The sequence below is a fragment of the Streptomyces sp. NPDC059455 genome (genome assembly GCF_042750115.1).
Classification (GTDB): Bacteria; Actinomycetota; Actinomycetes; order Streptomycetales; family Streptomycetaceae; genus Streptomyces; species Streptomyces endocoffeicus.
This window is the reverse complement of record NZ_JBHYVB010000010.1, coordinates 74,118-94,606: the sequence shown is the minus strand read 5'-3', so window position 1 is coordinate 94,606 and position 20,489 is coordinate 74,118. Positions and strand designations below refer to the sequence as shown.

Below are 20,489 nucleotides of genomic sequence, written 5' to 3'. Positions count from 1 at the left end.
CCCCGCCCCCGCGCCCCCGCCCCCCCCCCGCGCCGGGGCCCCCCCCACCCCCGCGCCGCCGCGGCGCGCGTCCCCCCCCCCCCGCGCGCCCGCCCCCCCCCCCCCCCCCCCCCCCCCCCCCCCGGCCTCCTCCGGTGACACGGACAGGACCCCGTTCTCAGCCATCAGAGCGTGGAACTGCTGCTGCTCGTAGGGGACACCTGCCGACAGCGCGGCGATGCGCCAGTGGAGATGCGCATTGCCCTGCCAGCTGCCGAGGGAGTACAGGTACGTCCGCTCGGGTCCGCAAACACCCTCGACGGCCAGGGCGACCTCGCGGACGACCCGCATGAGCCGGAGGTAGGCCGCTTCGTCCAGGTCGCGGACGACGTGTTCGATGTGCGCCTTCGGCGCGACGAGCACCTTCCCCCGTACGGTGGGCCACCGATCCAGGAATGCCCCGTGGTCCTGGTCCTCATAGACCGTCTCGTGCGAGTAGTCCGGATGCCCGGCCAGGAACGCGCAGACGAAGCACGGTCCGCTCCGCGTGCGAGCCGTGTATGCCTCAAGGTCCATGGCCTGCCGGTCAGTTGGCATCCGCACTCCTCTCATCGGGGTGCTTCAGTGTGCTACGGCCACCCGGCTGCGAAGCCGAGCCCGGCCGCTCAACCGCCGAGTTGTCGCCGGGCAGCCTCATACGGCGGGTCGTCGCCGACAGGAGCAGGGCGGCGAGGCTGAATGACGTGCCGAGAACTGTCACGGCGGGCCCGCCCGCCGTTGCCCGGACGGTGAACGCCATCGGCGACTGGTGGTCGCTGCTGATCGTGCGGGACGCCTTCGGTGCTTCACCCCCGGCGAGGACCACTCCCGCCTGCTGGACCGCCGGACCGGCCGCCCGTTGCGCCCTGTGCGGATTCAGGCGGCGGACGGCCGGCCGGTAGAGCCGGAGGACACGGTCGTGGAGAGGGTGCGGGAGAAGGAGGGCGGGAAGCGAGGGTGATCTCCGACAGGTGACAGGGTTGTTGCCGCATCCGAGTCCCGCGCGCGCACCGGCGGCAATACGATGCGATCACACGACCCCGCCTCTCCGTCACGGTGGCCCTTCATGAACAGCGTGTACTCGCCCATCCTGGAGCTCAATCTCCTCCGGGAGTTCAATGATCAGTTCGGGACGCACAGCTACGCGGATGGCTTCGAGCTGCTCGAGTACGACGACAAGAACGAACTCAAGGGCTGGCTGGAAGATCCCAAGAACCCCAGCCGCGCCGAGTTCTTCGACCAGCTGATCCCTTTCGCACGCGCCACCGGCAGTGGTTCGGGCTACGCGCTGTGGCGGTTCGACGACCGGGCCGACCTCGCGGACCTTCCCGTCGTGTTCCTCGGCGACGAGGGCGACGTGTGGGTCCATGCGCGCAACCTGCGAGAGCTGCTCCGGCTGCTCCCCGTCGAACGCGACGTCGCCTACGAGGACGAGGACCTCGACGAGCTCTTCCCGGCGCGTCAGGAATACCTGATGTGGCTGGAGCGGAACTTCGGTCTCACCCCGCCCGACGAAGACGAGGAAGCGGCCATCGGCAAGGCGGCCATGTGCGCGTTCGGCCCGCGGTTCGCCACATGGCTGGCACGGTTCACGAACGAAGGCGTGATCGATGACATGGTCAAGCTGCTGGACGGTTGAGCTCGGCGCGGGCGGCCGTTCAGGCGGTCTCGGCCCGGGTGCGACGTGCCTCGTGGAGGAGTTCGCCCCACCACAGCAGCTCGTCGAGCATCGCCTTCGCGGCGCCGTTCGGGCCCTCCGGGTCCCGTAGCTCGCCCTGCGGGCCGAAGAGCTCGAAGTAGCGGGGGAACGTCACGACGTTGCGCACCGTGTGGGCCTGGAGTTCGGCGAAGACCTGGCGGAGCTGCTCGATGGCGAGCAGGCCGCCGCTGGCTCCGCTGTAGCCGACGAAGCCGATCGGCTTGGCCTCCCATTCCGTGTAGTGCCAGTCGATCGCGGCCTTCAGGGAGGCGGGGAAACTGCGGTTGTAGTCGGGCGTCACCACGACCACCGCGTCGGCCCGCTCAAGCCGCCGGGTCAGGTCCGCCATCCCGGCGGGGCGGGCCATACGGGGTTCGAGAGCGGGCGGCACCGCCGGGAGGGCCAGTGGCAGGGTGGTGTCGGCGAGATCGACGAGGTTCACCGTGAAGTGGCCGTACTCCTCGGCCCGTTCGGCGAACCACTTCGCGACCACCGGGCCGAAGCGGCCCTCCCGGACGCTGCCGATGATCACCGCGAGGTTGAGGGGTCCGCCGTTCTGGGGCTCCATGGGCATGGTTGTTCAGCACCTTTCCTTGTGCCGGGGTCCGTTGGATCGCCTTCGAATCTGCCCGAGCCACCGGGTGCCAGGAAGGCCGGGCCGAGACTGGTAGTGGCACGGCCACGATCCGCACCGGCGCGGCTGTTACGTTCACCACGTGAGCGACAACGAGCTGGGTCTCTTCCTCCGCAGCCGCCGCGAGGCCGTAGCCCTCGCCGACGTGGGGCTGCCCACCGGGCCGCGCCGCCGGACGCCGGGGCTGCGCCGGGCCGAGCTGGCCACGCTCGCCGGGGTCAGCGTGGAGTATGTGACCCGGCTGGAGCAGGGGCGCGACCGCAGACCGTCCGCGCCCGTGCTCTCCGCGCTCGCCGACGCGCTGCGGCTGACCGCGAGCGAGCGGGTCCATCTGCACCGGCTCTCCAAGGGCGCCGAGGGCGGGTTCACCTGCCGGGGCGGGGCCGTGCCCGGCCGTATGGTGCGGCCCACTGTGCGGGCGATGCTGGACCGTCTCGAGCCCGCCCCGGCCGTTCTGCGCAACGCGCTGGGCGAACTCCTGGCCTGGACGGAGGCGTACGAACGGCTCACCCGGCCGCTGGGGCTCCTCGATGCCCACGGCCCGGACGGCGGCCCGCCCAGCCTCGTCCGCTACGTCTTCACCGACCCGCGGGCACGCACCGCCTACCCCGACTGGGACCGGGTCGCCGATGCCCAGGTGGCCGCACTCAAGCAGGGGCCGTTCCGCGCGGACCCCCATATCGCGGCGGTCGCCGACGAGCTGACCGTGACCGCCGGTCCGGACTTCGCCGAGCGGGTGACGACCCTGCCCGGTCTGCCGAGGGCGAACGGCGTCCTGCGTCTCGTCCATCCAGAGGAAGGGGAACTCCGCCTGGCCTACGAGACGTTGGAGCTGCCCGCCGACGACGATCAGCGCCTGGTGGTGCACATCCCCGCCGACGACGCCTCCGCCGCCGCGCTAGACCGGCTGACGGGCCGCCGGTCCGGGGCGCTGCGCGCGGTGTCCGGCTGAGACCGCCGGGGACCCTCATACCGCCGGTCGGACGCGCCGTAGCGGGGGCATGAGGTGCTGGGCTTGCGGCCGTCCAGCCGTTCACCACACCGGCTCTGTCCGCGTCAGCACAAGGCGCTGGCCGCCCGCAAATCGCTGAGGGTTCGGCGCGCGACGTCACCGAAGTCGTCGCCGTTGGTCGTGTCGCTCCAGCGCTCATAGGCGATCTTCAACGCGAGCGCCCCCAGTTCCGCGGCCACGCACGAGGTCAGTTCGGGAACGCCGCGCCGCTTGAGCGCGTCGGTCATCGACGCGGTGAGATCGAGGCCCTTCAGCGCCTCGCGTTCCCGCAGTTCCGGATTGGCGGCGATCACTGCCCGCCTGCGGGCGCTCAATTCGCGGCGAGCGGGGTGGAAGGCTTCCCTCCCGACCGCGTCCAGAGCATGTGCCAGCGCTTCGAACGGCGTGGCGTCCGCCGGAGCCCCGGCGATCCCTTCGGCGAGCAGTCCGGCCATCGCGCCCCCTCCGAAGAGCACTTCCCGCTTGTCCTGGAAGTGCCGGAAGAAGGTGCTCTTCGTCAGCCCCGCGCGCTCCGCGATCTCGATCACTGTCGTGCTCTCATAGCCCCGCTCCTCGAACAGTTCGAGGGCGGCGACAGTGAGTCGCTCTGCTGCGTTGGGTTGCCAGCGGGCCATGGGGACAGTGTACGGCACTTGATCCCGTCACTCATGCTACGGTGATGGGACCAAGTCCTATCACCCAATCGTCTGTCCCGTTGGAGGTCCACCCATGAGCCGAGCCGTCGTCTACCAGACGTTCGGAGGCCCCGAGGTACTGGAACTGCGAGACGCTCCGGAGCCGCACGCCGGCCCGGGCGAGGTGCGCGTCCGCGTAACAGCCGCCGGCCTGAACCCGATGGACTGGATCATCTCCTCGACCCCCGAGACAGCGGCGATGTTCGGCGTCACCGTGCCGTCGGGCTTCGGGTACGACTTCGCCGGCGTCATCGACGAGGTCGGAGCCGGCGCCGACGGTTTCGCCGTGGGTGATCGCGTCTACGGAGGCGCGATGGCGAAGGCCGCCGCCGACTTCCTGGTCATGAAGACTCCGGCTCAGGCACCCGACGCGCTGTTTCACACACCGGACGGCATCAGCGACGAGGTGGCCACCACGCTCCCGGTGGCCGGCCTGACCGCCGTCGCCGCCCTGGAGGCGATCGGGCTGCGGTCCGGTGACACCGTCCTGGTCGGCGGTGCCGCCGGTGGCGTGGGCGTGTTCGCCGTACAGCTCGCGAAACTCGCCGGCGCCAGAGTGATCGGGACCGCCTCGCAGAGCACGTTCGAGTTCCTGCGGCAACTGGGCGCCGAGCCCGTGGCGTACGGTCCGGGACTCGCGGACCGGGTGCGGACGCGCGCTCCCGACGGCGTGACCGCCGCGACGGACCTGTTCGGCACCGAGACGGCCGAGACCGCGCTCGCCCTCGGCGTACCGCCTGAGCGGATCTCCACGATCGCCGCGGGCCCGAACCCTCCCGGCGGCGTACGCGCGATCGGGGGCAGCGAAGCCGGACCGGCCGGCCTGGAGCGGATCACCGACGCGATCCTCGCCGGCCGGGTCACCGTGCCCATCGCCGCGACCTTCCCGATACAGCAGATCCGTGACGCCGTGGCACTGCAAGCCGGACGCCACGTCCACGGCAAGATCGTCATCACGCCATGACCACACGTCTCCGCCGAGCAGCCGCGCTCCAGTGCACGGTGGCCGCCGCCGAGAAGCGGCCAGCGGCCGGACTCCGAGGGAAATGCCTGCACCGAGCCGCGGTCCGTCGGTCCGTCGGTCCGGCCGCGATGCTCGAAGGCGCGGTGGTGTTCAGCGCGGGATCACCCAGTCCGGTGCCCAGGTTCCGGCGGCGTCGTGGCCGGGCGCTGTGGTGGTGAGGTGGGCGCGGAGGGTGGCCAGTGCTGGGTGGGGGTTGTCGCGGTGCCAGAGGAGCGAGTGCGGGTAGACGGGCGTCGGGTCGGTCACCGGGATTCGGCGCAGGCCATGGTCGGCGGGCCAGATGAGGCGGGTGGGCTCGCCCATGAAGGTGGCCAGGGCGGGAGTGTCGGCGATGGTGTCGAGGAGCGCGTCGGTGCCGAAGTTGGGGCCGGTCGCCTCGATGGTGAGGCCGAACTCGGCGACGAGGTCGTCGTAGTAGGCGGCCCACTCGGTACCGGGGGCGATGCCGGGCATCCAGATCCGGTGCCCGGTGAGCTGGGCGACGGTCACCGACCGTGCGCCCGCCAGCGCGTGGGCGGGGCCGGTGAGGAGCTGGAGCGTCTCGTCGAGCACCCGGACGGAGGCGATGTCCTCGGGAAGGGGTCGGCCGGGCGCGGCGACGGCGCGGAAGGACGCGTCGATCGCACCGGAGCGAATGGCGGTGACGGCCGTCTCGATGTCGAACAGCATCATCACGTCTAGGCCGATCTCGGGGTGTGCCCGGTGGAAGCCGCGCATCAGGCCCGACTGCGCGCTGCGCGAGGCGATCACGTCGACGCGCAGCGGACGGCGGCCGGTGCGCACGGACGCGACCGCGCGCTCGGCGACGCGCAGCAGCTCGCGCGCGTGCGGCAGGAACGCCTGCCCGTCGATGGTGAGCTCGGCACCACGGGGGGTGCGGGTGAACAGCCGCACGCCGAGGTCGCGCTCCAGCGCGGCGATGCGCTTGGAAACGGCCTGCTGGGTGACCGCCAGCTCGGCTGCGGCCTCTTGGAACTGCCCCGCCTCGGCGGCGGCGACGAAGGTCCGGATGGTGTCGAGGTCCATGTCGACAGCCTATGGACACAACCATCGGTTGTGGCAAGCCGGTCCTGCGGTTGTTTGATCCCTGGATGTGGTGCTCGCTTTGATGCTTCCGATCGCGGATCGGTTGTGCGAATGAGTGGCGAGGGGCGACGGGGTATGAGGAGCGGGCGCTGGCCGGGACATCTGCTCGGACATCGGTTGGGGCGGCGGTTCGGGTGGCTCTGGGGGGCGTACGGGACCAGCGCGCTCGGCACATGGCTCGCCTTCGGCGCGTTCCCGCTGCTCGCCATCCAGGTGCTGCACTCCGGACCGGCCGAGGTCGCCGCGCTTTCCTCCGTCGGGGCCGCGGTGGGCGCGGCCGTGGCGGTGCCGCTCGGCCCGTGGGTGGAGTTCCGCCGCAAGCGGCCGGTGCTGATCACGATGGACCTGGTGCGGTGCGCGGCACTGCTGACGATCCCCGCCGCGTTCGCGTTCGGCGCGCTCACCTTCGTCCAGCTCCTGCTGGTATCGGTCGTGGTCGCGGCGGCCGACATCACCTTCCGCGCCGCCTCCGGCGCGTATCTGAAGACGCTGCTGCCGGCCGATGACCTGCTCGTCGCCAACGCCCGGTTCGAGTCCACGGCCTGGACGACCACGATCATCGGACCGCCGCTGGGCGGCGCCGCGATCGGGCTCCTCGGTCCAGTGGCGACGGTGGTGGCCGACGCGATCAGCTACCTGCTCTCGGCCCTGGGCATCCGCGCGATGGGCGAGCACGAGCCGCGCCCGGAGCGCCGGGAGGCCGCGCGCATGAGGACCGGGGACCTGCTCGATGGCTGGCGTTACATCCTCGCCGACGCGACGCTGCGTCCACTGTTCTTCAACACCGCCTTGTTCAACGGCCTGGTGATGGCCGCCCAGCCGCTGCTGGCCGTCCTGATGCTCGGCCGACTCGGGTTCGCGCCGTGGCAGTACGGCCTCGCCTTCGCCGCGCCCTCGATCGGCGGACTGCTCGGTTCGTGGCTGGCCAGACCGCTCGTCACCCGGTTCGGGCAGCACCAGGTCTTGGTCGCGGTCGGGGCGCTGCGCGCGATCTGGCCCGTCGGCCTGGCCTTCGTGGAGCCGGGGACCGGCGGGCTGCTGCTGGTGATGGGCGTCGAACTCGGGCTCATCTTCTGCTGCGGGGTCTTCAACCCCGTCTACGCCACCTACCGCCTCGAGCGCACCGCACCCGATCGAGTCGCCCGCACGCTATCCGCCTGGGCGGTGACGACCAAGGCCTCGACCGCGCTCCTGACGGCCGTCTGGGGCGTGCTTGGCGGCCTGCTCGGCCCGCGTACGGCCATCGCCCTGGGCGGCGTGCTCCTGCTGGCGACCCCGCTGCTGCTCCCCCGCCGCGCGGCAGCGCACCTGCCCGAGCCGGAACCGGAGCCGGAACCGGAACCAGGGCCGGAACCGGAGTCGACACCGCGCCGCGCCTGACGGGCCGCCGCCACGACCGTCATGTACTCGAGCCAGTCGAGCGGCAGCGCATGATGGGTCGCGATGGGGCTGACTCAGTTCCGTGGCATGTGTTCGGGACCGGCATCGGCTGCCATCCGCTCTGCCCACTCGCGCTGGGTCACGGCTCGCTCGATACGGCTGACGACGTCCTTCTTGGACGCCGCGTCCAGGGTCTCCGGGAGCTTGTCGTAGGCGTCGGGAAGGACGTCGAGGAGACCCAAGATCTGTTCGCCGGTGCTGACGGTCAGCAGTAGCTGACACCTCCACTGTGGCGACACTTCGGGACGGTGGCGGAGCCGGTGCACGAGAGTCGGGAACAGGTAGTGCCTCGCGTCGGCCGCGAGGTGCTCCCGGAGCCAGTCGACCGGGAGGCGCTGACTGAAGCCATATGCGGCGGCCTCCTGTTCCAGGTCGAGGAGCTGGCCGGTGCCGATGGCTCGGACGGTACGGGGAAGAGCTGGGGCCATGCCGAGATGATGTCAAGAAGCCACCGCGGGGCCGAGAGGTCAGCGGGGCCGGGCTGCGATGTGCCGACGGGCAGGGCCCCAGGCCGGCTCGAACTCGTCGGACGTCAGTCGCTCGGGGTCATGGCCCTCCCATTCCGAGACGGGGAGTTCGGCCGTGATCCCGAACCCGCATCGCCCGGCACGGCCGAACGTTTCCGGATGCTCCTCCGTCCTAGGAGGGACAGGGAGGGAACGCATGACCGGACGCCGCCGTACGCTACGCCGTATCGGGCGCCGCGCCGACGCCACTGACCCCCGCCGGCCCGAAAGACACACCCCCGACACCCGCACGTCCGACAGGACGGATGTGGACGTCTCGCGCGTGCGGGCGATCCTGGCGCTGGGCGGTGTGCCGTGGGGCGACCTCGATGACGGGGTGCAGGAGGTACGGCTGAAGCTGCTGGAACAACGCGCCGATCCGGCACGCGCGGCGGTCCGCGACACCTCCGCGTGGAGCAGCGTCGTCGCCTCCCGCGTCGCCGCGGACTGGCACCGGGCCGGTGCGCGCGACGACGGGCTACGTGCCCGGCTCGCAGCCCGCTGGGCGCGGCAGCCCGTCGCCGAACACACCGAAGAGGACCGCACACTTGCCCTCGCGGTGGCGGACGGCCTCGGCTCGCTGCCCCGTCATCAGCGTCAGGTACTGACGTTGCGCTACTACGCCGATCTCCCGGTGCGTGACATCGCCCGGCTGCTCGACATTCCCGAGGGCACGGTCAAAAGCCGCCTGCACACGGCCGTGGCCGCGCTGCGCGCCCGGCTGCGCGAGACGGAGGTGATCCACGGTGACCGAACCGACCGAGACTGAGGAGACCCGGCTACGACGGGCGTTCGCGCTGATCGGGGAGGAGGCCGGGCGCCCGGGCCCCACCGCGGCGTCCGCGGACCCGCCGGCCGCGGCCCGCACCGTCACAACGGCGTCCCGTCCCCAGCGTGGACAGCGGCGTGTCCGGGTGGCACTCGCCATAGCGGCAGCCGCGTGCGCCGCCGCCATCATCGTGACCGTGACGGTCACCGCCGACGGCGGCTCCGGAACCGATGCCGACGCCACAGGCCGGGGACAGACCTTCCCGGAGGCTCTCGCCTGCGCGACCGCCGTCGTGGAGGGCGACCTCACCGCGGTGCGCCCCGCCGGCCAGGGCCGGATACAGGTAACCGTGTCCGTGGACCGGTGGTTCAAGCCCGGCACAGGCCCTGCCACGGCACGGTTCGACCTCGCCGACCCCGCCGTCGCGGACCCCGCCGAGGCATACGCCACAGGGGATCACCTCCTACTCCTCGTCCCCCGGCGGAAAGGCCAGATTCCCGACGCCTACCAAGGCCAGGAGCTACGGCCGATGCGCGACCGGATCACCCGCGCCCTGCCGGGAGCAGCTCACACCACCTGCCCCGCGGAGTTCCATTGAGGTAGGGGGACCGCCGCCATGCCAGGGGACGGGCCGAGGGACTCGTGCTCGTCCGCCGTGGCCGCGACCGCGACCACCGCCTGGCCTGGCCTGGTGCCGTACATCGCGCACAGGGTCAGAAGCCCACGTCGGCCGGGCGGTATGTCGGCGCCCTGCGGACCCGGCCGGCCTGCTCGTAGGCGTAGGCCAGGCGGAGCAGGGTCGGCTCACTCCACGCCGTGCCCATGAACGTCAGGCCGACCGGCAATCCGAAGGCGAAGCCCGCCGGGACGCTGATCGCGGGGTATCCGGCGAGTGCGGCGGGCGTGGACGCGCCGCCGCCGTAGCTGTCCCCGCGGACCAGGTCGATCTTGGCCGGTGGTCCGGTGGTCGGCATCACCAACGCATCGAGGCGGAAGCGCCGTAGCACCGCGTCGATGCCTTCGGCACGCGACAGCCGGTGGTTGGTGGCCAGCGCCTCGCGGTACTCGCTCTCGGTGAAGTCCAGCCGGTGCACCGCCTCCAGACCGTCCTGTCGCACATAGCGGAGCTCGCGGTCGGCGTGTGCGCGGTTGAACGCGATCAGCTCCGCCAGGCCGCGCGGGTGGTCGCCGGGGGCGCCGGCCAGATAGGCGTTCAACGCCCGCTTGATCTCGTACACCTGAACGACCTTCGAGCTGGGGAGGTCCTCGAGCCGCTCGGCCGTCGGGATATCGGCCGGGTCGACCACGGTCGCGCCGGCGGCGCGCAGCGTGGCGATCGCCCGCTCCGCGATCTCGTCGGCGTGGTCGCTGTAGCCGAAGTACACGGTTCGCGGTACGCCGATCCGCGCACCACGCAGTCCGTCGGCGTCCAGGAAACGGGTGTAGTCACGATGGAAGTGGCCACGGCTCGCCCCGGTCGCCGGATCACGGTCGTCGAGGCCGACGAGGACGCCGAGCAGGATCGCGGCGTCGCGGACCGTGCGCGCGATCGGGCCGACACTGTCCTGGCTGGGCACGCCGGGGATCACTCCGCCGCGCCCGACCAGTCCAACGGTCGGCTTCACCCCGACGACGCAGTTCGCCGAGGCGGGGTCGATGATCGAACCATTGGTCTCGGTACCGATCCCGGCGACGCACAGGTTGGCCGCGACGGCGACCGCCGTACCGGAGCTGGACTCGTTCGGAGACCGATCCAGCTTGTAGGGGTTCCGGGTCTGCCCACCGCGGGCGCTCCAGCCGGCGTGGTGGGTGAGCGACATCCCACCGGCCCACTCGCTCAGGTTGGTCTTGCCGAGGATGACGGCACCGGCCGCGCGCAACCTGGCCGCGACCGTGGCGTCCCTTGTCGGCCGGAGTCCCTCCAGGGCGAGTGATCCGGCGGTTGTGTGCATGCGGTCCGCGGTTTCCACCAGGTCCTTCAGCAGAACGGGCATGCCGTGGAGGGGCCCACGGGGATGCTGCCCGGCGTCCAGACGCCGGGCCTCGCGCAGCGCGTCGGGATTGACCTCGATCACCGCGTGCAGGAGCGGATCGATCCGTTCGATCCGCTCCAGGTAGTAGCGGGTCAGCCGTTCCGCGTCGAGCCGCCCCTCGTCCATCCGCCCGCGCAGCTCGGTCATGCCCAGTTCGTCCAGGCTTCCGGTGGCAGGGCGGGCTTGGGCGGGGGCCGCACCAAGCCAGGGCGTGGCTGCCGCGGCGGTGCCGAGCGCGAGCATGCTCCGGCGCGTGGCGTTGATCCGGTCCATTCGGTAGGGCGTACTCATAGGTCGGCACGCTAGAGGTGCCACCGATGTACCGCGCTCCGACTGTCCCCCGGCTCTTCACTGGTGATATCCCCCTGCCGCACCGGGGGAACGCCGGAGACCGGGAGGTGCCGGCGGCGAGCCCGGCCGCGCTCACACGGTCCGGGCGAGCTCAGGCGCTTTCATCGACCGGCGGGCACGGCCTCCACGTCGCCGCGCAGAGCCCGCTCCTCCGCGTCGGCCAACCAGAAGAAGACCGGCGGCAGGCCGAGTTCGATCACCGCCAGTGCGATCTGGAACCACTGCGGCCAGCCGTGCACGGCGAGCGAGAGCAGCCGGCCCACGCCGCCCAGCAGGAAGACGCCGGCCAGCCACCGCATCGCCCGAGCCGGGATCGGATGCTGCCGCGCCGCCCAGAGCCAGGCCAGCCCGTAGCCGACGAAGCCGGCCCCCATGAAACGGCCCCAGCTGTCGACCGTCGGGCCGGCGGAACCGGCGCCGGGGATCGCCGCGTTGCCGAGTGCCACGTGGTAGAGGCCGATCGTCACGCAGGCCCAGCCCATCAGCCGTGTGAGTATGCGCAGAGTCCTGGCCATAGTCCCTCCAAGCCGTCCTGGGCGGAGCTTAGTTGACACGCGTCTACTAGATTGGGCTCGCTGGTTGACTCGTGTCAACTAAGCTCCGTTCGTGCCTCCTCGCCAGCGACTCACCCCTGCTGACCGACGCGCCCAACTCCTCGCCGTCGGCGCACGGCTCTTCGCCGCACATCCCTACGCCGATGTGCTGATGGAGGAGGTCGCCGAACAGGCCGGTGTCTCCCGGGCCCTGCTCTACCGTCACTTCCCCAGCAAGCACGCCCTTTTCGCAGCCGTCTACCAACAGGCCGCGGACAAGCTGCTCGCCGAGACGCGGCTCGACCCTGCCGACTCCCTGGTGGAGCAGCTCATCCAGGGCATGGACGTCCATCTCGACTACTTCGTGGCGAACCGCAACGCCGTCCTCGCCGCGAACCGGGTCCTGGCGGGCGACCCGGTGATCCAGACGATCATGACGAACGAGCTGGACGCACTCCGTGCGCGGCTGCTGGCCGTACTCCCGCTCGCGGACGAGAGCGCCCGTGAGGCCGTGTCCGGCGTCCTGAAGAGCTGGCTGGTCTTCGTCCAGGTCCTCTGCGTCGACTGGCTCACCCACGAGACCTGCACCCGCACCCAGCTGCGCGACGTCTGCGTCGGCGCGGTTCTCGGCGCCCTCCGGCCGCTGCTCGCCGAGGATCCCGCCCCCGGCCGGCCGCCGCAGGAGTGAGTACCCGACCTATCCGGCGGCCCGGTAGGCGCTCGGCGGGCGGCCCAGCAGGGTGCGGAAAGCGGTGGTGAACGCCGCCGGGCTGTCGTAGCCGAGGTCGGCCGCGATCCGGGTGACCGGCGCACCGGCGGCCAGGTGCCGCAGGGAGTGCACGACGCAGGCCCGTTGCCGCCACTGCGCGAAGTTCAGCCCGGTGGCACCGCGGAACCGCCGGCCCAGGGTGCGTTCGCTGATGCCCAGGTCGGCGGCCCAGCGGGCGGGCGGATCGTGGACGTCGGGGTGGCGCAGGAAGGCGTCGCACAGCCGCCGAAGTGCCGGGTCGGCGGGCAACGGGATGTCCAGGGGCAGCGGCGCCAGGTCGGCCAGTTCGTGCAGGAGCAGGCCGACCAAGGCCGCGTCGCGGCCGTGCTCCGGATAGCACGGCTTCATGTCGACGGCTGCCAGGAGGAGTTCGCGCAGCAGCGCGGAGACCTCGACGACCCGGCAGCGGGCGGGGAACCACGGCACGGCAGCGGGCTCGATGTAGAGGCTGCGGGTGCTGACCCCGGGCATGGAGACCTGGTGCTGGGTCCCGGCCGGGATCAGCACCGCGCGATCGGGGGGCACCGTCCACGTGCCCTCCGCCGTCGCCAGCTCCATGACGCCGGTCGCGGCGTACAGCACCTGGGCCCGGCGGTGCTCGTGGTACGGCAGCAGGTGGCCGGGCGGGTAGTCGGTGCCGATGGCCAGGACGGCACGGTCAATGGCGTCGACCTCGTCGATGTGGACGTTGCGCACACCGCCAGACTAGGGGCCCGGCTCCCCTGTCGGATTGGCAAAGGTTTCTGGCATTCATTCGATTGCCCGCCATACGGCCAGGTCCGTAGCGTCGTGGCAGTGCTGACCTCATACCTCATGCTTCTTCTGTTCGGCTGCCTGACCGGGATTACCACGGTGCTCTTCGGGTTCGGCGGCGGCTTCGTCACCGTCCCCGTCGTCTACGGCCTCTGGAGCGTCACGGCGCGCTCCGGCGCCGACGCGATGCACGTGGCGGTGGCGACGTCGACGGCGGTCATGGTCGTCAACTCGGTCTTCGCCACCCTGTCGCAGTGGCGCCAGGGTCGGCTGCGCCGGGAGTACATCTGGCCGATGGCCGCGTTCGTACTGGTCGGCGCGGTGGCCGGGTCGTTCGTGGCGACCCGGATCGGCGACACCGCGCTGCGGGTACTGTTCGCCGTGTATCTGCTGGCGACGATCGCCGACAGCCTGCTGCGCAAGGGCTTCCTGTCCGTCCCGCGGGCCCGAGAGCCGCGTCCGCTGAGCCGCCCGGCCAGGACGCTGGGCGGGGTCGGGATCGGCTCGGTCGCCGCCTGCCTGGGCGTGGGCGGCAGCGTCATGACCGTGCCGCTGCTGCGCCGCCGGGGCCTGCCGATGGCCGAGGCGACGGCGATGGCCAACCCGCTCAGCGTGCCCGTCGCCGTGGTCGGCAGCGCCGTCTACGCCCTCGCCGCCCCCGCCCTGCACGCCCGGGCCGGACGGCTCGGCTACATCGACCTGCTCGCCTGCGCCGCGCTGCTCGGCGGCTCGCTGCCCACCATCGCCCTGGCCCGCCGCGCCGCGGCCCGCGTCCCGGACCGGGTGCACTCCCTCGCCTACGTCGCCCTGCTGGTGATCGTCCTGCTCGTCATGCTGGTCATGGGGATCTGAACGGCAGGTTGCAGGTCACACGTCCTCGTCGTCGACGAGGACGTGGATCTCATGCGTCGCGACAACCCGCGACGTCCTTCGTCAGCGGTTCCCCCGATGGGGGCAATCGCCAGTTCGCACCGCCGCCCAGTGCCGTTCACTTGCCGACCCGATGGCGTTCGATGCCGGTCGCGTTGACGGGCGCAGGCTCTGGATCTGGACGCGGATACCCCCTTCCATCCCGTCGCGTCCCCGTGGAGATGAGGTAGATATGGCCGATCCGGGAACACGGGCTCGGGTTCCGATCCGCCGCCGCTGGTACCGCCAGTTGTATGTGTGGGTTCTGGCGGGAATGGTGCTCGGAGCCGCGACCGGCCTGCTCGCTCCCGGGTTCGGCAGATCGATGGAGGTCCTTGGCGACACCTTCGTCAGCCTGCTCACGATGCTGCTCGGGCCGATCATCTTCTGCATGGTCGTCGGGGGCATCGCCGCCGTCGCGAACCTGCGCCAGGTCGGGAAGGTCGCCCTCAGGTCGATCGTCTACTTCGAGGTCGTCACCACCATCGCGCTCATCCTCGGTCTCGCCGTGGTCAACCTGGTGCGCCCGGGTGACGGCATGGGCGTGGACGCCCACTCGCTGAAGGTGAGCGGCGAAGTTGCCCAGCACACCGATGCCGGGCAGGCGCTGAAATGGACGGACTACTTCACGCAGCTCGTCCCGGACTACCTCGACGACGCCCTGCACCGCGGGATCATGCCGCGCCTGGCCGCGATGCTCGCCGACGGCGGCCAGTACCGCCTCGGCGCCTCCGAGATGCCCAGCCTGACCAACCCCAACAACCTGTCGATCGTCACCGGTGTCCCGCCCGCTCTCCACGGCGTCCCCGGCAACTACTGCCGACTGGAGAACGGCGCGCTCGAGCTGTTGAACGATCCGAAGTTCCTCCGCGCGCCCAGCATCCACGCCGCCCTGGCGGAGCACGGCGTGCCGACCTTGATGGTCACCGCCAAAGAGAAACTGCGCCGACTCCTCGGCCACGGTGGAGTTCCCAGCGTGAGCGTCGAGAAGGCGAGCGAGACCGGACTGCCCGAGTACGGCAGCCCCGACCTCCGGCGACTCGTCGGCACCCAGCCCCCGGGCATCTACGACTGGAACGCCAGCCACTACGCCATGCGGATCGGGCTCGCGGTCCACCGCGTCCACCCGGATCTGCGACTGCTCTACGTCTCCCTCACCGACCGCGTGCAGCACGCCGCAGCGCCCGGCGACGAGCTCGCGGACCGATTCCTCATCGAGTTCGACACCCTCCTCGGCGAATACCTCGACGAGGGCTTCGTCGTCGGCATCACCGCCGACCACGGCATGAACGCCAAGCACACCGAAGACGGCACACCCGCTGTCCACTATCTGGCCGACATCCTGGAGCAGGCAGGTGTGAAGGTGCACGACGTGGTCCTCCCCATCACCGACCCTTACGTCCGCCATCACGGCGCTCTGGGCTCCTTCGCCTGGATCTACCTACCGGAGACCGAACACGCCCACGCCCGGGATGTGCTCACCGGACTTCCCGGCGTCGAGGAGATCTGGAACCGCGCCGCCGCCGCGACCGTGTACGAGCATCCACAGGACCGGATAGGCGACCTCGCCGTCACGGCGTCGGCACACGTCGCACTCGGCGGCCGAAAGCGGGACCACGATCTCTCGGGACTCCACGGCGCCCTCCGCTCCCACGGCGGCCGCCACGAGCAGCCCATCCCCCTGATCACCAGCCGACCCGTCTCCGGCCCGCTCGCCGCCCGCTACCACGCGGGAGTGCTTCGCAGCCGCGACCTCCACGACCTCGTACTCAACCACCTGACAAGGCCGGACCACGAGATCGCCTCGACAGCGGCCACTACGGCGAGCTGACCCAACTCGTTGGCCGACCGCACCGCGGAGAAACGGTGCGCGCCCGGGCCAGGTGCTGGATGGCTGACGGCCCTGTTTCAGGCATCGTAGGTGTAGAAGCCACGACCGCTCTTGCGGCCGAGGTGACCTGCCGCGACCATGCGGCGCAGCAGGGCGGGCGGTGCGTACAGGGGTTCCTTGAACTCCTCGTACATCGACTCGGCCACCGACTGGGCGGTGTCGAGTCCGATGAGGTCGAGCAGGCGGAGCGGCCCCATGGGGTGGGCGCAGCCGAGTTCCATGCCCCGGTCGATGTCGTCCGGCCGTGCCGAGCCCGATTCCACCATGCGCACCGCGCTCAGCAGGTAGGGCACGAGGAGGGCGTTGACGACGAAGCCGGAGCGGTCGGGTGCCTGGATGGTCTGCTTGCCGAGCCGCTGGACGAGGTCGCGGGTGCGCTGCACGGTCTCCTGGCTGGTGGTGAGCGCGGGGATGACCTCGACCAGCTGCTGCACGGGCACGGGGTTGAAGAAGTGCATGCCAATGAGCTGGGCGGGCCGTTCCGTGGTGACGGCGAGGTCGACGATGGGAATCGAGGAGGTGTTGGTGGCGAGGATCGCCGCCGGGTCTTCCACGACCTTGTCCAGGGCGCGCAGGACGTCGGTCTTGATGTCGCGGTTCTCGGCGACGGCCTCGATGACGAACTGGCGGTCGGTCAGGTCACTGAGGTCGTGGGTGAAGGAGAGCCGGGCGAGGGCCTGGTCTCGCTGCTCCTCGCTGAGCTTGCCACGCCGTACGCCTCCGTCGAGGGAGGCGGTCAGACGACGGCGGCCCGCCTCGACGGCGTCCGGGGTGGCTTCGGCGACACGGACATCGATGCCATGGCGGGCGGCGACTTCGGCGATGCCGGAGCCCATGAGGCCGCAGCCGACGACGCCGAGACGGGTAACGGGATCCATCTGAGGTCCTATCCGGTGAGCAGGTGGTGTGCCTGGGCTGGTCAGACGTTGCGGCGGTACTGGCCGCCGACCTCGAAGAAGGCGTCGGTGATCTGCTGCAGCGAGCAGACCCGGGCGGCGTCCATGAGGACGGCGAAGACATTGCGGTCGGTCACCGCCGCGTCCTTGAGGGCGGCCAGTGCGGCGTGGGCCGTCTCGTGGTGGCGGGCCTGGAAATCCCGTACGCGCGCGAGCTGGGACTTCTTCTCCTGCTCGGTGGCGCGCGCCAACTCCATGGCGTCGGGCTCGGCGGTGTCCGCGTGCGGGTCGCGGAAGGTGTTGACGCCGATGATCGGCAGGGTGCCGTCGTGCTTGCGCTGCTCATACAGCATCGACTCGTCCTGGATACGGCCGCGCTGGTAGCCGGTCTCCATGGCGCCGAGCACGCCGCCGCGCTCGCTGATCCGCTCGAACTCCGCGAGTACGGCGTCCTCCACCAGATCGGTGAGCTCGTCGATGATGAACGACCCCTGCAGAGGGTTCTCGTTCATCGCCAGACCCCACTCCCGGTTGATGATCAGCTGGATGGCAAGAGCCCGGCGGACCGAGTCCTCGGTGGGGGTGGTGACCGCCTCATCGTAGGCATTGGTGTGCAGGCTGTTGCAGTTGTCGTAGATCGCGATGAGCGCCTGCAGGGTGGTGCGGATGTCGTTGAAGTCCATCTCCTGGGCGTGCAGCGAGCGGCCGGAGGTCTGGACGTGGTACTTCAGCTTCTGGCTGCGCTCGTTCGCGCCGTACTTCTCCTTCATCGCCACGGCCCAGATGCGGCGGGCGACCCGGCCGAGGACGGAGTACTCGGGGTCCATGCCATTGGAGAAGAAGAACGACAGGTTCGGGGAGAAGTCGTCGATGTCCATGCCCCGGGCGAGGTACGCCTCGACGTAGGTGAAGCCATTGGCCAGGGTGAAGGCCAGCTGGCTGATGGGGTTCGCGCCGGCCTCGGCGATGTGATAGCCGGAGATGGACACCGAGTAGAAGTTGCGGACCTTGTGGGCGATGAACCACTCCTGGATGTCGGCCATCATCCGCAGGCTGAATTCGGTGGAGAACAGGCAGGTGTTCTGCCCCTGGTCCTCCTTGAGGATGTCGGCCTGCACCGTGCCGCGCACGCTTCCCAGGGCGTGCGCACGGAGTTCGGCCGTCTCCTCGGGCGACGGTTCGCGGCCCTCGGTCTCCCGGAACCGGTCGATCTGCTGGTCGACGGCGGTGTTGAGGAAGAAGGCCAGGATGGTCGGCGCGGGTCCGTTGATCGTCATGGAGACAGAGGTGGTGGGCGCGACGAGGTCAAAGCCGTCGTAGAGCGTCTTCATGTCCTCCAGCGTGGCCACCGAGACGCCGGATGTGCCGACCTTGCCGTAGTTGTCGGGGCGTTCGTCGGGGTCGCGGCCGTAGAGGGTGACGGAGTCGAAGGCGGTGGACAGGCGGGTGGCCGGCTGGCCCTCGGAGAGCAGCTTGAAGCGCCGGTTGGTGCGGAACGGGTCGCCCTCGCCGGCGAACATCCGCGCCGGGTCCTCGCTGTCGCGCTTGAAGGGGAACACCCCGGCGGTGAACGGGAAGTGGCCGGGCAGGTTCTCTCCACGCCAGAACCGCACCAGTTCCCCGTGGTCGGTGAAGCGGGGCAGGGCGACCCGGGGGATCTTGTTGCCCGACAGGGACTCGCGGGTCAGCTTGGTGCGGATCTCCTTGTCCCGGATCTTCACGACCTGCTCATCGCCGGAGTAGGAGGCGATGACGGCGGGCCAGTTCTCGATCTGCTGCGTGATGTCGTACGGGAGCTGCCTGCGGGCGTCCTCGAGCAGCGACCGCACGTTCCCGGCGTCGGAGCCCGCCTCCACGAGCTCGGCCGTGACCGCCTCCAGACGCTGCACGCGCCTTGCCGCTTCGGCCAGTTGACCGGTCTCGGCGTGGTACGCACGGACCGTCTCGCTGATCTCGGCGAGGTAGCGCACCCTATCCGCGGGAACCACCTGCCGGATGCCGGAGGAGTGACGCACGTCGACCGGCGCCAGGCTGCCCTCGGACAGCGGCAGCCCCTTCTCGGCCAGGACGGTCTTCAGGTGCTGGTGGAGCGCGGTGACGCCGTCGTCGTTGAACGTGGCCGCCGAGGAGCCGTACACCGGCATGTCCTCGGGCCGCATGGCGAACGCCTCTCGGTTGCGGATCAGTTGACGGGCCACGTCACGGAGGGCGTCCTTGGCGCCGCGCCGCTCGAACTTGTTGATCGCCACGACGTCGGCGAAGTCGAGCATGTCGATCTTCTCCAGCTGCGAGGCGGCGCCGAACTCGGGAGTCATCACGTACATCGAGGTGTCGACGAACGGCACGATCGCCGCGTCGCCCTGGCCGATGCCCGGCGTCTCCACGACCACCAGGTCGAATCCGGCCGCCTTCATCACATCGATCACGTCGGACAGGTGCTCGGGCAGCTCACGGCCGCCGCGGGTGGCCAGACTCCGGAAGAACACCCGGTTGCCGTCGAGGGAGTTCATGCGGATACGGTCGCCGAGCAGCGCCCCTCCCCCGCGGCGGCGGGTCGGGTCGACGGCGATCACCGCGATCCGCAGTTTGTCCTGCTGATCCACGCGGAAGCGGCGCACCAGCTCGTCGGTGAGCGACGACTTGCCCGAACCGCCGGTGCCGGTGATGCCGAGCACCGGGGTGACCCGCGCCCCGGCCACGGCGCGCAACTGCTCCAGGAAGTCCGTTGGCAGCTTGCCGAGTTCGGCGCCGGTGATGGCGCGGGCGATCGCGAACCGGTCGCCCGCCAGCACGGCGGCGACATCGGCCGGCTGACGATCCCAGAGGCCGAAGTCGCAGTCCTTCACCACCGAGTTGACCATCCCGGCCAGGCCCAACCGCTGCCCGTCCTCGGGAGAGAAGATGGTCACTCCGCTGCCGCGCAGCCGGTCGATCTCCTCGGGCACGATCACACCGCCCCCACCGCCCACGACACGGACGTGTTCCGCGCCCTGCTCGCGCAGCGACTCCACGAGGTACTCGAAGTACTCGACATGGCCGCCCTGGTAGGACGAGACCGCGACACCGTGCGCGTCCTCCTCCAGCGTGGCGTCCACGACCTCCCGCACCGACCGGTTGTGACCGAGGTGGATCACCTCCGCGCCCTGGGACTGGAAGATCCGTCGCATGATGTTGATCGACGCGTCGTGCCCGTCGAACAGCGCCGAAGCGGTAACCAGGCGGACGGGGTGCACGGGGCGGTGCAGATCGTTCATGAGGGCCTTCCAGAAAGGTCAGAGGCGCCGACTGAAGAAATAGTAGGACGTCCTAGTAACTTACTGGAGGCGGGGAGGGTGTGAAGAGAAGCACAGAGGCAGTGCGAGTGGCGCCCGCTCGTCCAGGGCACCGCGAACCAGCACCACATCGTCGCCCCGGACGCCGCCTCTCTCCTCTCGGCATGCGCACCGCGAGGACCAGGTCGGCGATAACCCCGACACCGAAAGGCGTGCCGCC

General features: G+C 70.6%; 19 protein-coding genes and 1 pseudogene. 10 read left to right on the top strand and 10 right to left on the bottom strand.

Going from position 1 to position 20,489, the window contains the following annotated elements; genetic code table 11:
* On the bottom strand, positions 1-576 hold a 576-nt coding region (locus tag ACFXB5_RS05545; RefSeq protein WP_385202718.1), incomplete at its 3' end, for an HIT family protein.
* Positions 577-722: 146 nt separating this feature from the next.
* On the opposite strand from ACFXB5_RS05545, the pseudogene ACFXB5_RS05540 reads away from it, so the two are divergent.
* Positions 723-979, top strand: a pseudogene (locus ACFXB5_RS05540) (hypothetical protein).
* A gap of 105 nt (positions 980-1,084) precedes the next feature.
* A complete protein-coding gene (locus ACFXB5_RS05535; protein ID WP_385202715.1) occupies positions 1,085-1,657 on the top strand; it encodes a hypothetical protein in 573 nt (190 codons plus the stop codon).
* A gap of 19 nt (positions 1,658-1,676) precedes the next feature.
* Here ACFXB5_RS05535 and ACFXB5_RS05530 read toward each other — a convergent pair whose 3' ends face one another.
* Entirely contained in the window at positions 1,677-2,285 is a 609-nt protein-coding gene (locus tag ACFXB5_RS05530; RefSeq protein WP_385202744.1) for an NADPH-dependent FMN reductase, read from the bottom strand.
* Positions 2,286-2,433: 148 nt separating this feature from the next.
* On the opposite strand from ACFXB5_RS05530, the gene ACFXB5_RS05525 reads away from it, so the two are divergent.
* Positions 2,434-3,303: a helix-turn-helix domain-containing protein gene (locus ACFXB5_RS05525; RefSeq protein WP_385202712.1), complete on the top strand. Its 870-nt coding sequence runs from the start codon at positions 2,434-2,436 to the stop codon at positions 3,301-3,303.
* A 104-nt stretch (positions 3,304-3,407) separates the two neighbouring features.
* Here the strand turns inward: ACFXB5_RS05525 and ACFXB5_RS05520 are convergent, their stop codons facing one another.
* The gene (locus ACFXB5_RS05520) at positions 3,408-3,977 is read right to left on the bottom strand and encodes a TetR/AcrR family transcriptional regulator (RefSeq protein WP_385202710.1); all 570 of its coding nucleotides are present in this window, start codon (positions 3,975-3,977) and stop codon (positions 3,408-3,410) included.
* A 94-nt stretch (positions 3,978-4,071) separates the two neighbouring features.
* On the opposite strand from ACFXB5_RS05520, the gene ACFXB5_RS05515 reads away from it, so the two are divergent.
* Complete coding sequence (locus tag ACFXB5_RS05515) at positions 4,072-5,001, top strand: NADP-dependent oxidoreductase (RefSeq protein ID WP_385202708.1); 930 nt, start codon at positions 4,072-4,074, stop codon at positions 4,999-5,001.
* Between the two features lie 150 nt (positions 5,002-5,151).
* Here ACFXB5_RS05515 and ACFXB5_RS05510 read toward each other — a convergent pair whose 3' ends face one another.
* On the bottom strand, positions 5,152-6,087 hold the full coding sequence (locus ACFXB5_RS05510; protein WP_385202705.1) for a LysR family transcriptional regulator: 936 nt from the start codon (positions 6,085-6,087) through the stop codon (positions 5,152-5,154).
* Positions 6,088-6,222: 135 nt separating this feature from the next.
* On the opposite strand from ACFXB5_RS05510, the gene ACFXB5_RS05505 reads away from it, so the two are divergent.
* Complete coding sequence (locus tag ACFXB5_RS05505; RefSeq protein ID WP_385202703.1) at positions 6,223-7,527, top strand: MFS transporter; 1,305 nt, start codon at positions 6,223-6,225, stop codon at positions 7,525-7,527.
* A gap of 74 nt (positions 7,528-7,601) precedes the next feature.
* Here ACFXB5_RS05505 and ACFXB5_RS05500 read toward each other — a convergent pair whose 3' ends face one another.
* Positions 7,602-8,015, bottom strand: a complete 414-nt coding sequence (locus ACFXB5_RS05500) for a hypothetical protein (protein WP_385202701.1) — start codon at positions 8,013-8,015, stop codon at positions 7,602-7,604.
* A 235-nt stretch (positions 8,016-8,250) separates the two neighbouring features.
* Here ACFXB5_RS05500 and ACFXB5_RS05495 point away from each other — a divergent pair, with 235 nt between their 5' ends.
* Entirely contained in the window at positions 8,251-8,862 is a 612-nt protein-coding gene (locus tag ACFXB5_RS05495; RefSeq protein ID WP_385202699.1) for an RNA polymerase sigma factor, read from the top strand.
* Positions 8,840-9,460, top strand: coding sequence for a hypothetical protein (locus ACFXB5_RS05490; RefSeq protein WP_385202697.1), 621 nt, complete (start codon positions 8,840-8,842; stop codon positions 9,458-9,460). Before ACFXB5_RS05495 ends, ACFXB5_RS05490 begins: the two co-directional genes overlap by 23 nt.
* Before the next feature lie 115 nt (positions 9,461-9,575).
* On the opposite strand, the gene ACFXB5_RS05485 is transcribed toward ACFXB5_RS05490, so the two are convergent.
* Positions 9,576-11,168 carry an amidase gene (locus ACFXB5_RS05485; protein ID WP_385202742.1) on the bottom strand — a complete coding sequence of 531 codons (1,593 nt, stop codon included), beginning with the start codon at positions 11,166-11,168 and terminating at the stop codon, positions 9,576-9,578.
* 179 nt (positions 11,169-11,347) lie between these two features.
* Positions 11,348-11,761, bottom strand: a complete 414-nt coding sequence (locus ACFXB5_RS05480) for a DUF4345 domain-containing protein (RefSeq protein ID WP_385202695.1) — start codon at positions 11,759-11,761, stop codon at positions 11,348-11,350.
* Between the two features lie 91 nt (positions 11,762-11,852).
* On the opposite strand from ACFXB5_RS05480, the gene ACFXB5_RS05475 reads away from it, so the two are divergent.
* Positions 11,853-12,467, top strand: a complete 615-nt coding sequence (locus ACFXB5_RS05475) for a TetR/AcrR family transcriptional regulator (RefSeq protein WP_385202692.1) — start codon at positions 11,853-11,855, stop codon at positions 12,465-12,467.
* A gap of 9 nt (positions 12,468-12,476) precedes the next feature.
* Here the strand turns inward: ACFXB5_RS05475 and ACFXB5_RS05470 are convergent, their stop codons facing one another.
* Positions 12,477-13,244, bottom strand: a complete 768-nt coding sequence (locus tag ACFXB5_RS05470; RefSeq protein WP_385202689.1) for an AraC family transcriptional regulator — start codon at positions 13,242-13,244, stop codon at positions 12,477-12,479.
* A gap of 99 nt (positions 13,245-13,343) precedes the next feature.
* On the opposite strand from ACFXB5_RS05470, the gene ACFXB5_RS05465 reads away from it, so the two are divergent.
* Positions 13,344-14,153 carry a sulfite exporter TauE/SafE family protein gene (locus tag ACFXB5_RS05465; RefSeq protein WP_385202686.1) on the top strand — a complete coding sequence of 270 codons (810 nt, stop codon included), beginning with the start codon at positions 13,344-13,346 and terminating at the stop codon, positions 14,151-14,153.
* Between the two features lie 250 nt (positions 14,154-14,403).
* Positions 14,404-16,041, top strand: coding sequence for a cation:dicarboxylate symporter family transporter (locus ACFXB5_RS05460; RefSeq protein ID WP_385202683.1), 1,638 nt, complete (start codon positions 14,404-14,406; stop codon positions 16,039-16,041).
* Positions 16,042-16,118: 77 nt separating this feature from the next.
* Here the strand turns inward: ACFXB5_RS05460 and ACFXB5_RS05455 are convergent, their stop codons facing one another.
* Positions 16,119-16,979 (bottom strand): 3-hydroxybutyryl-CoA dehydrogenase, encoded by an 861-nt coding sequence (locus ACFXB5_RS05455; RefSeq protein ID WP_385202680.1) that lies wholly within the window; start codon positions 16,977-16,979, stop codon positions 16,119-16,121.
* Between the two features lie 41 nt (positions 16,980-17,020).
* Entirely contained in the window at positions 17,021-20,251 is a 3,231-nt protein-coding gene (gene icmF, locus ACFXB5_RS05450; protein WP_385202677.1) for a fused isobutyryl-CoA mutase/GTPase IcmF, read from the bottom strand.
* Positions 20,252-20,489 lie beyond the last annotated feature (238 nt).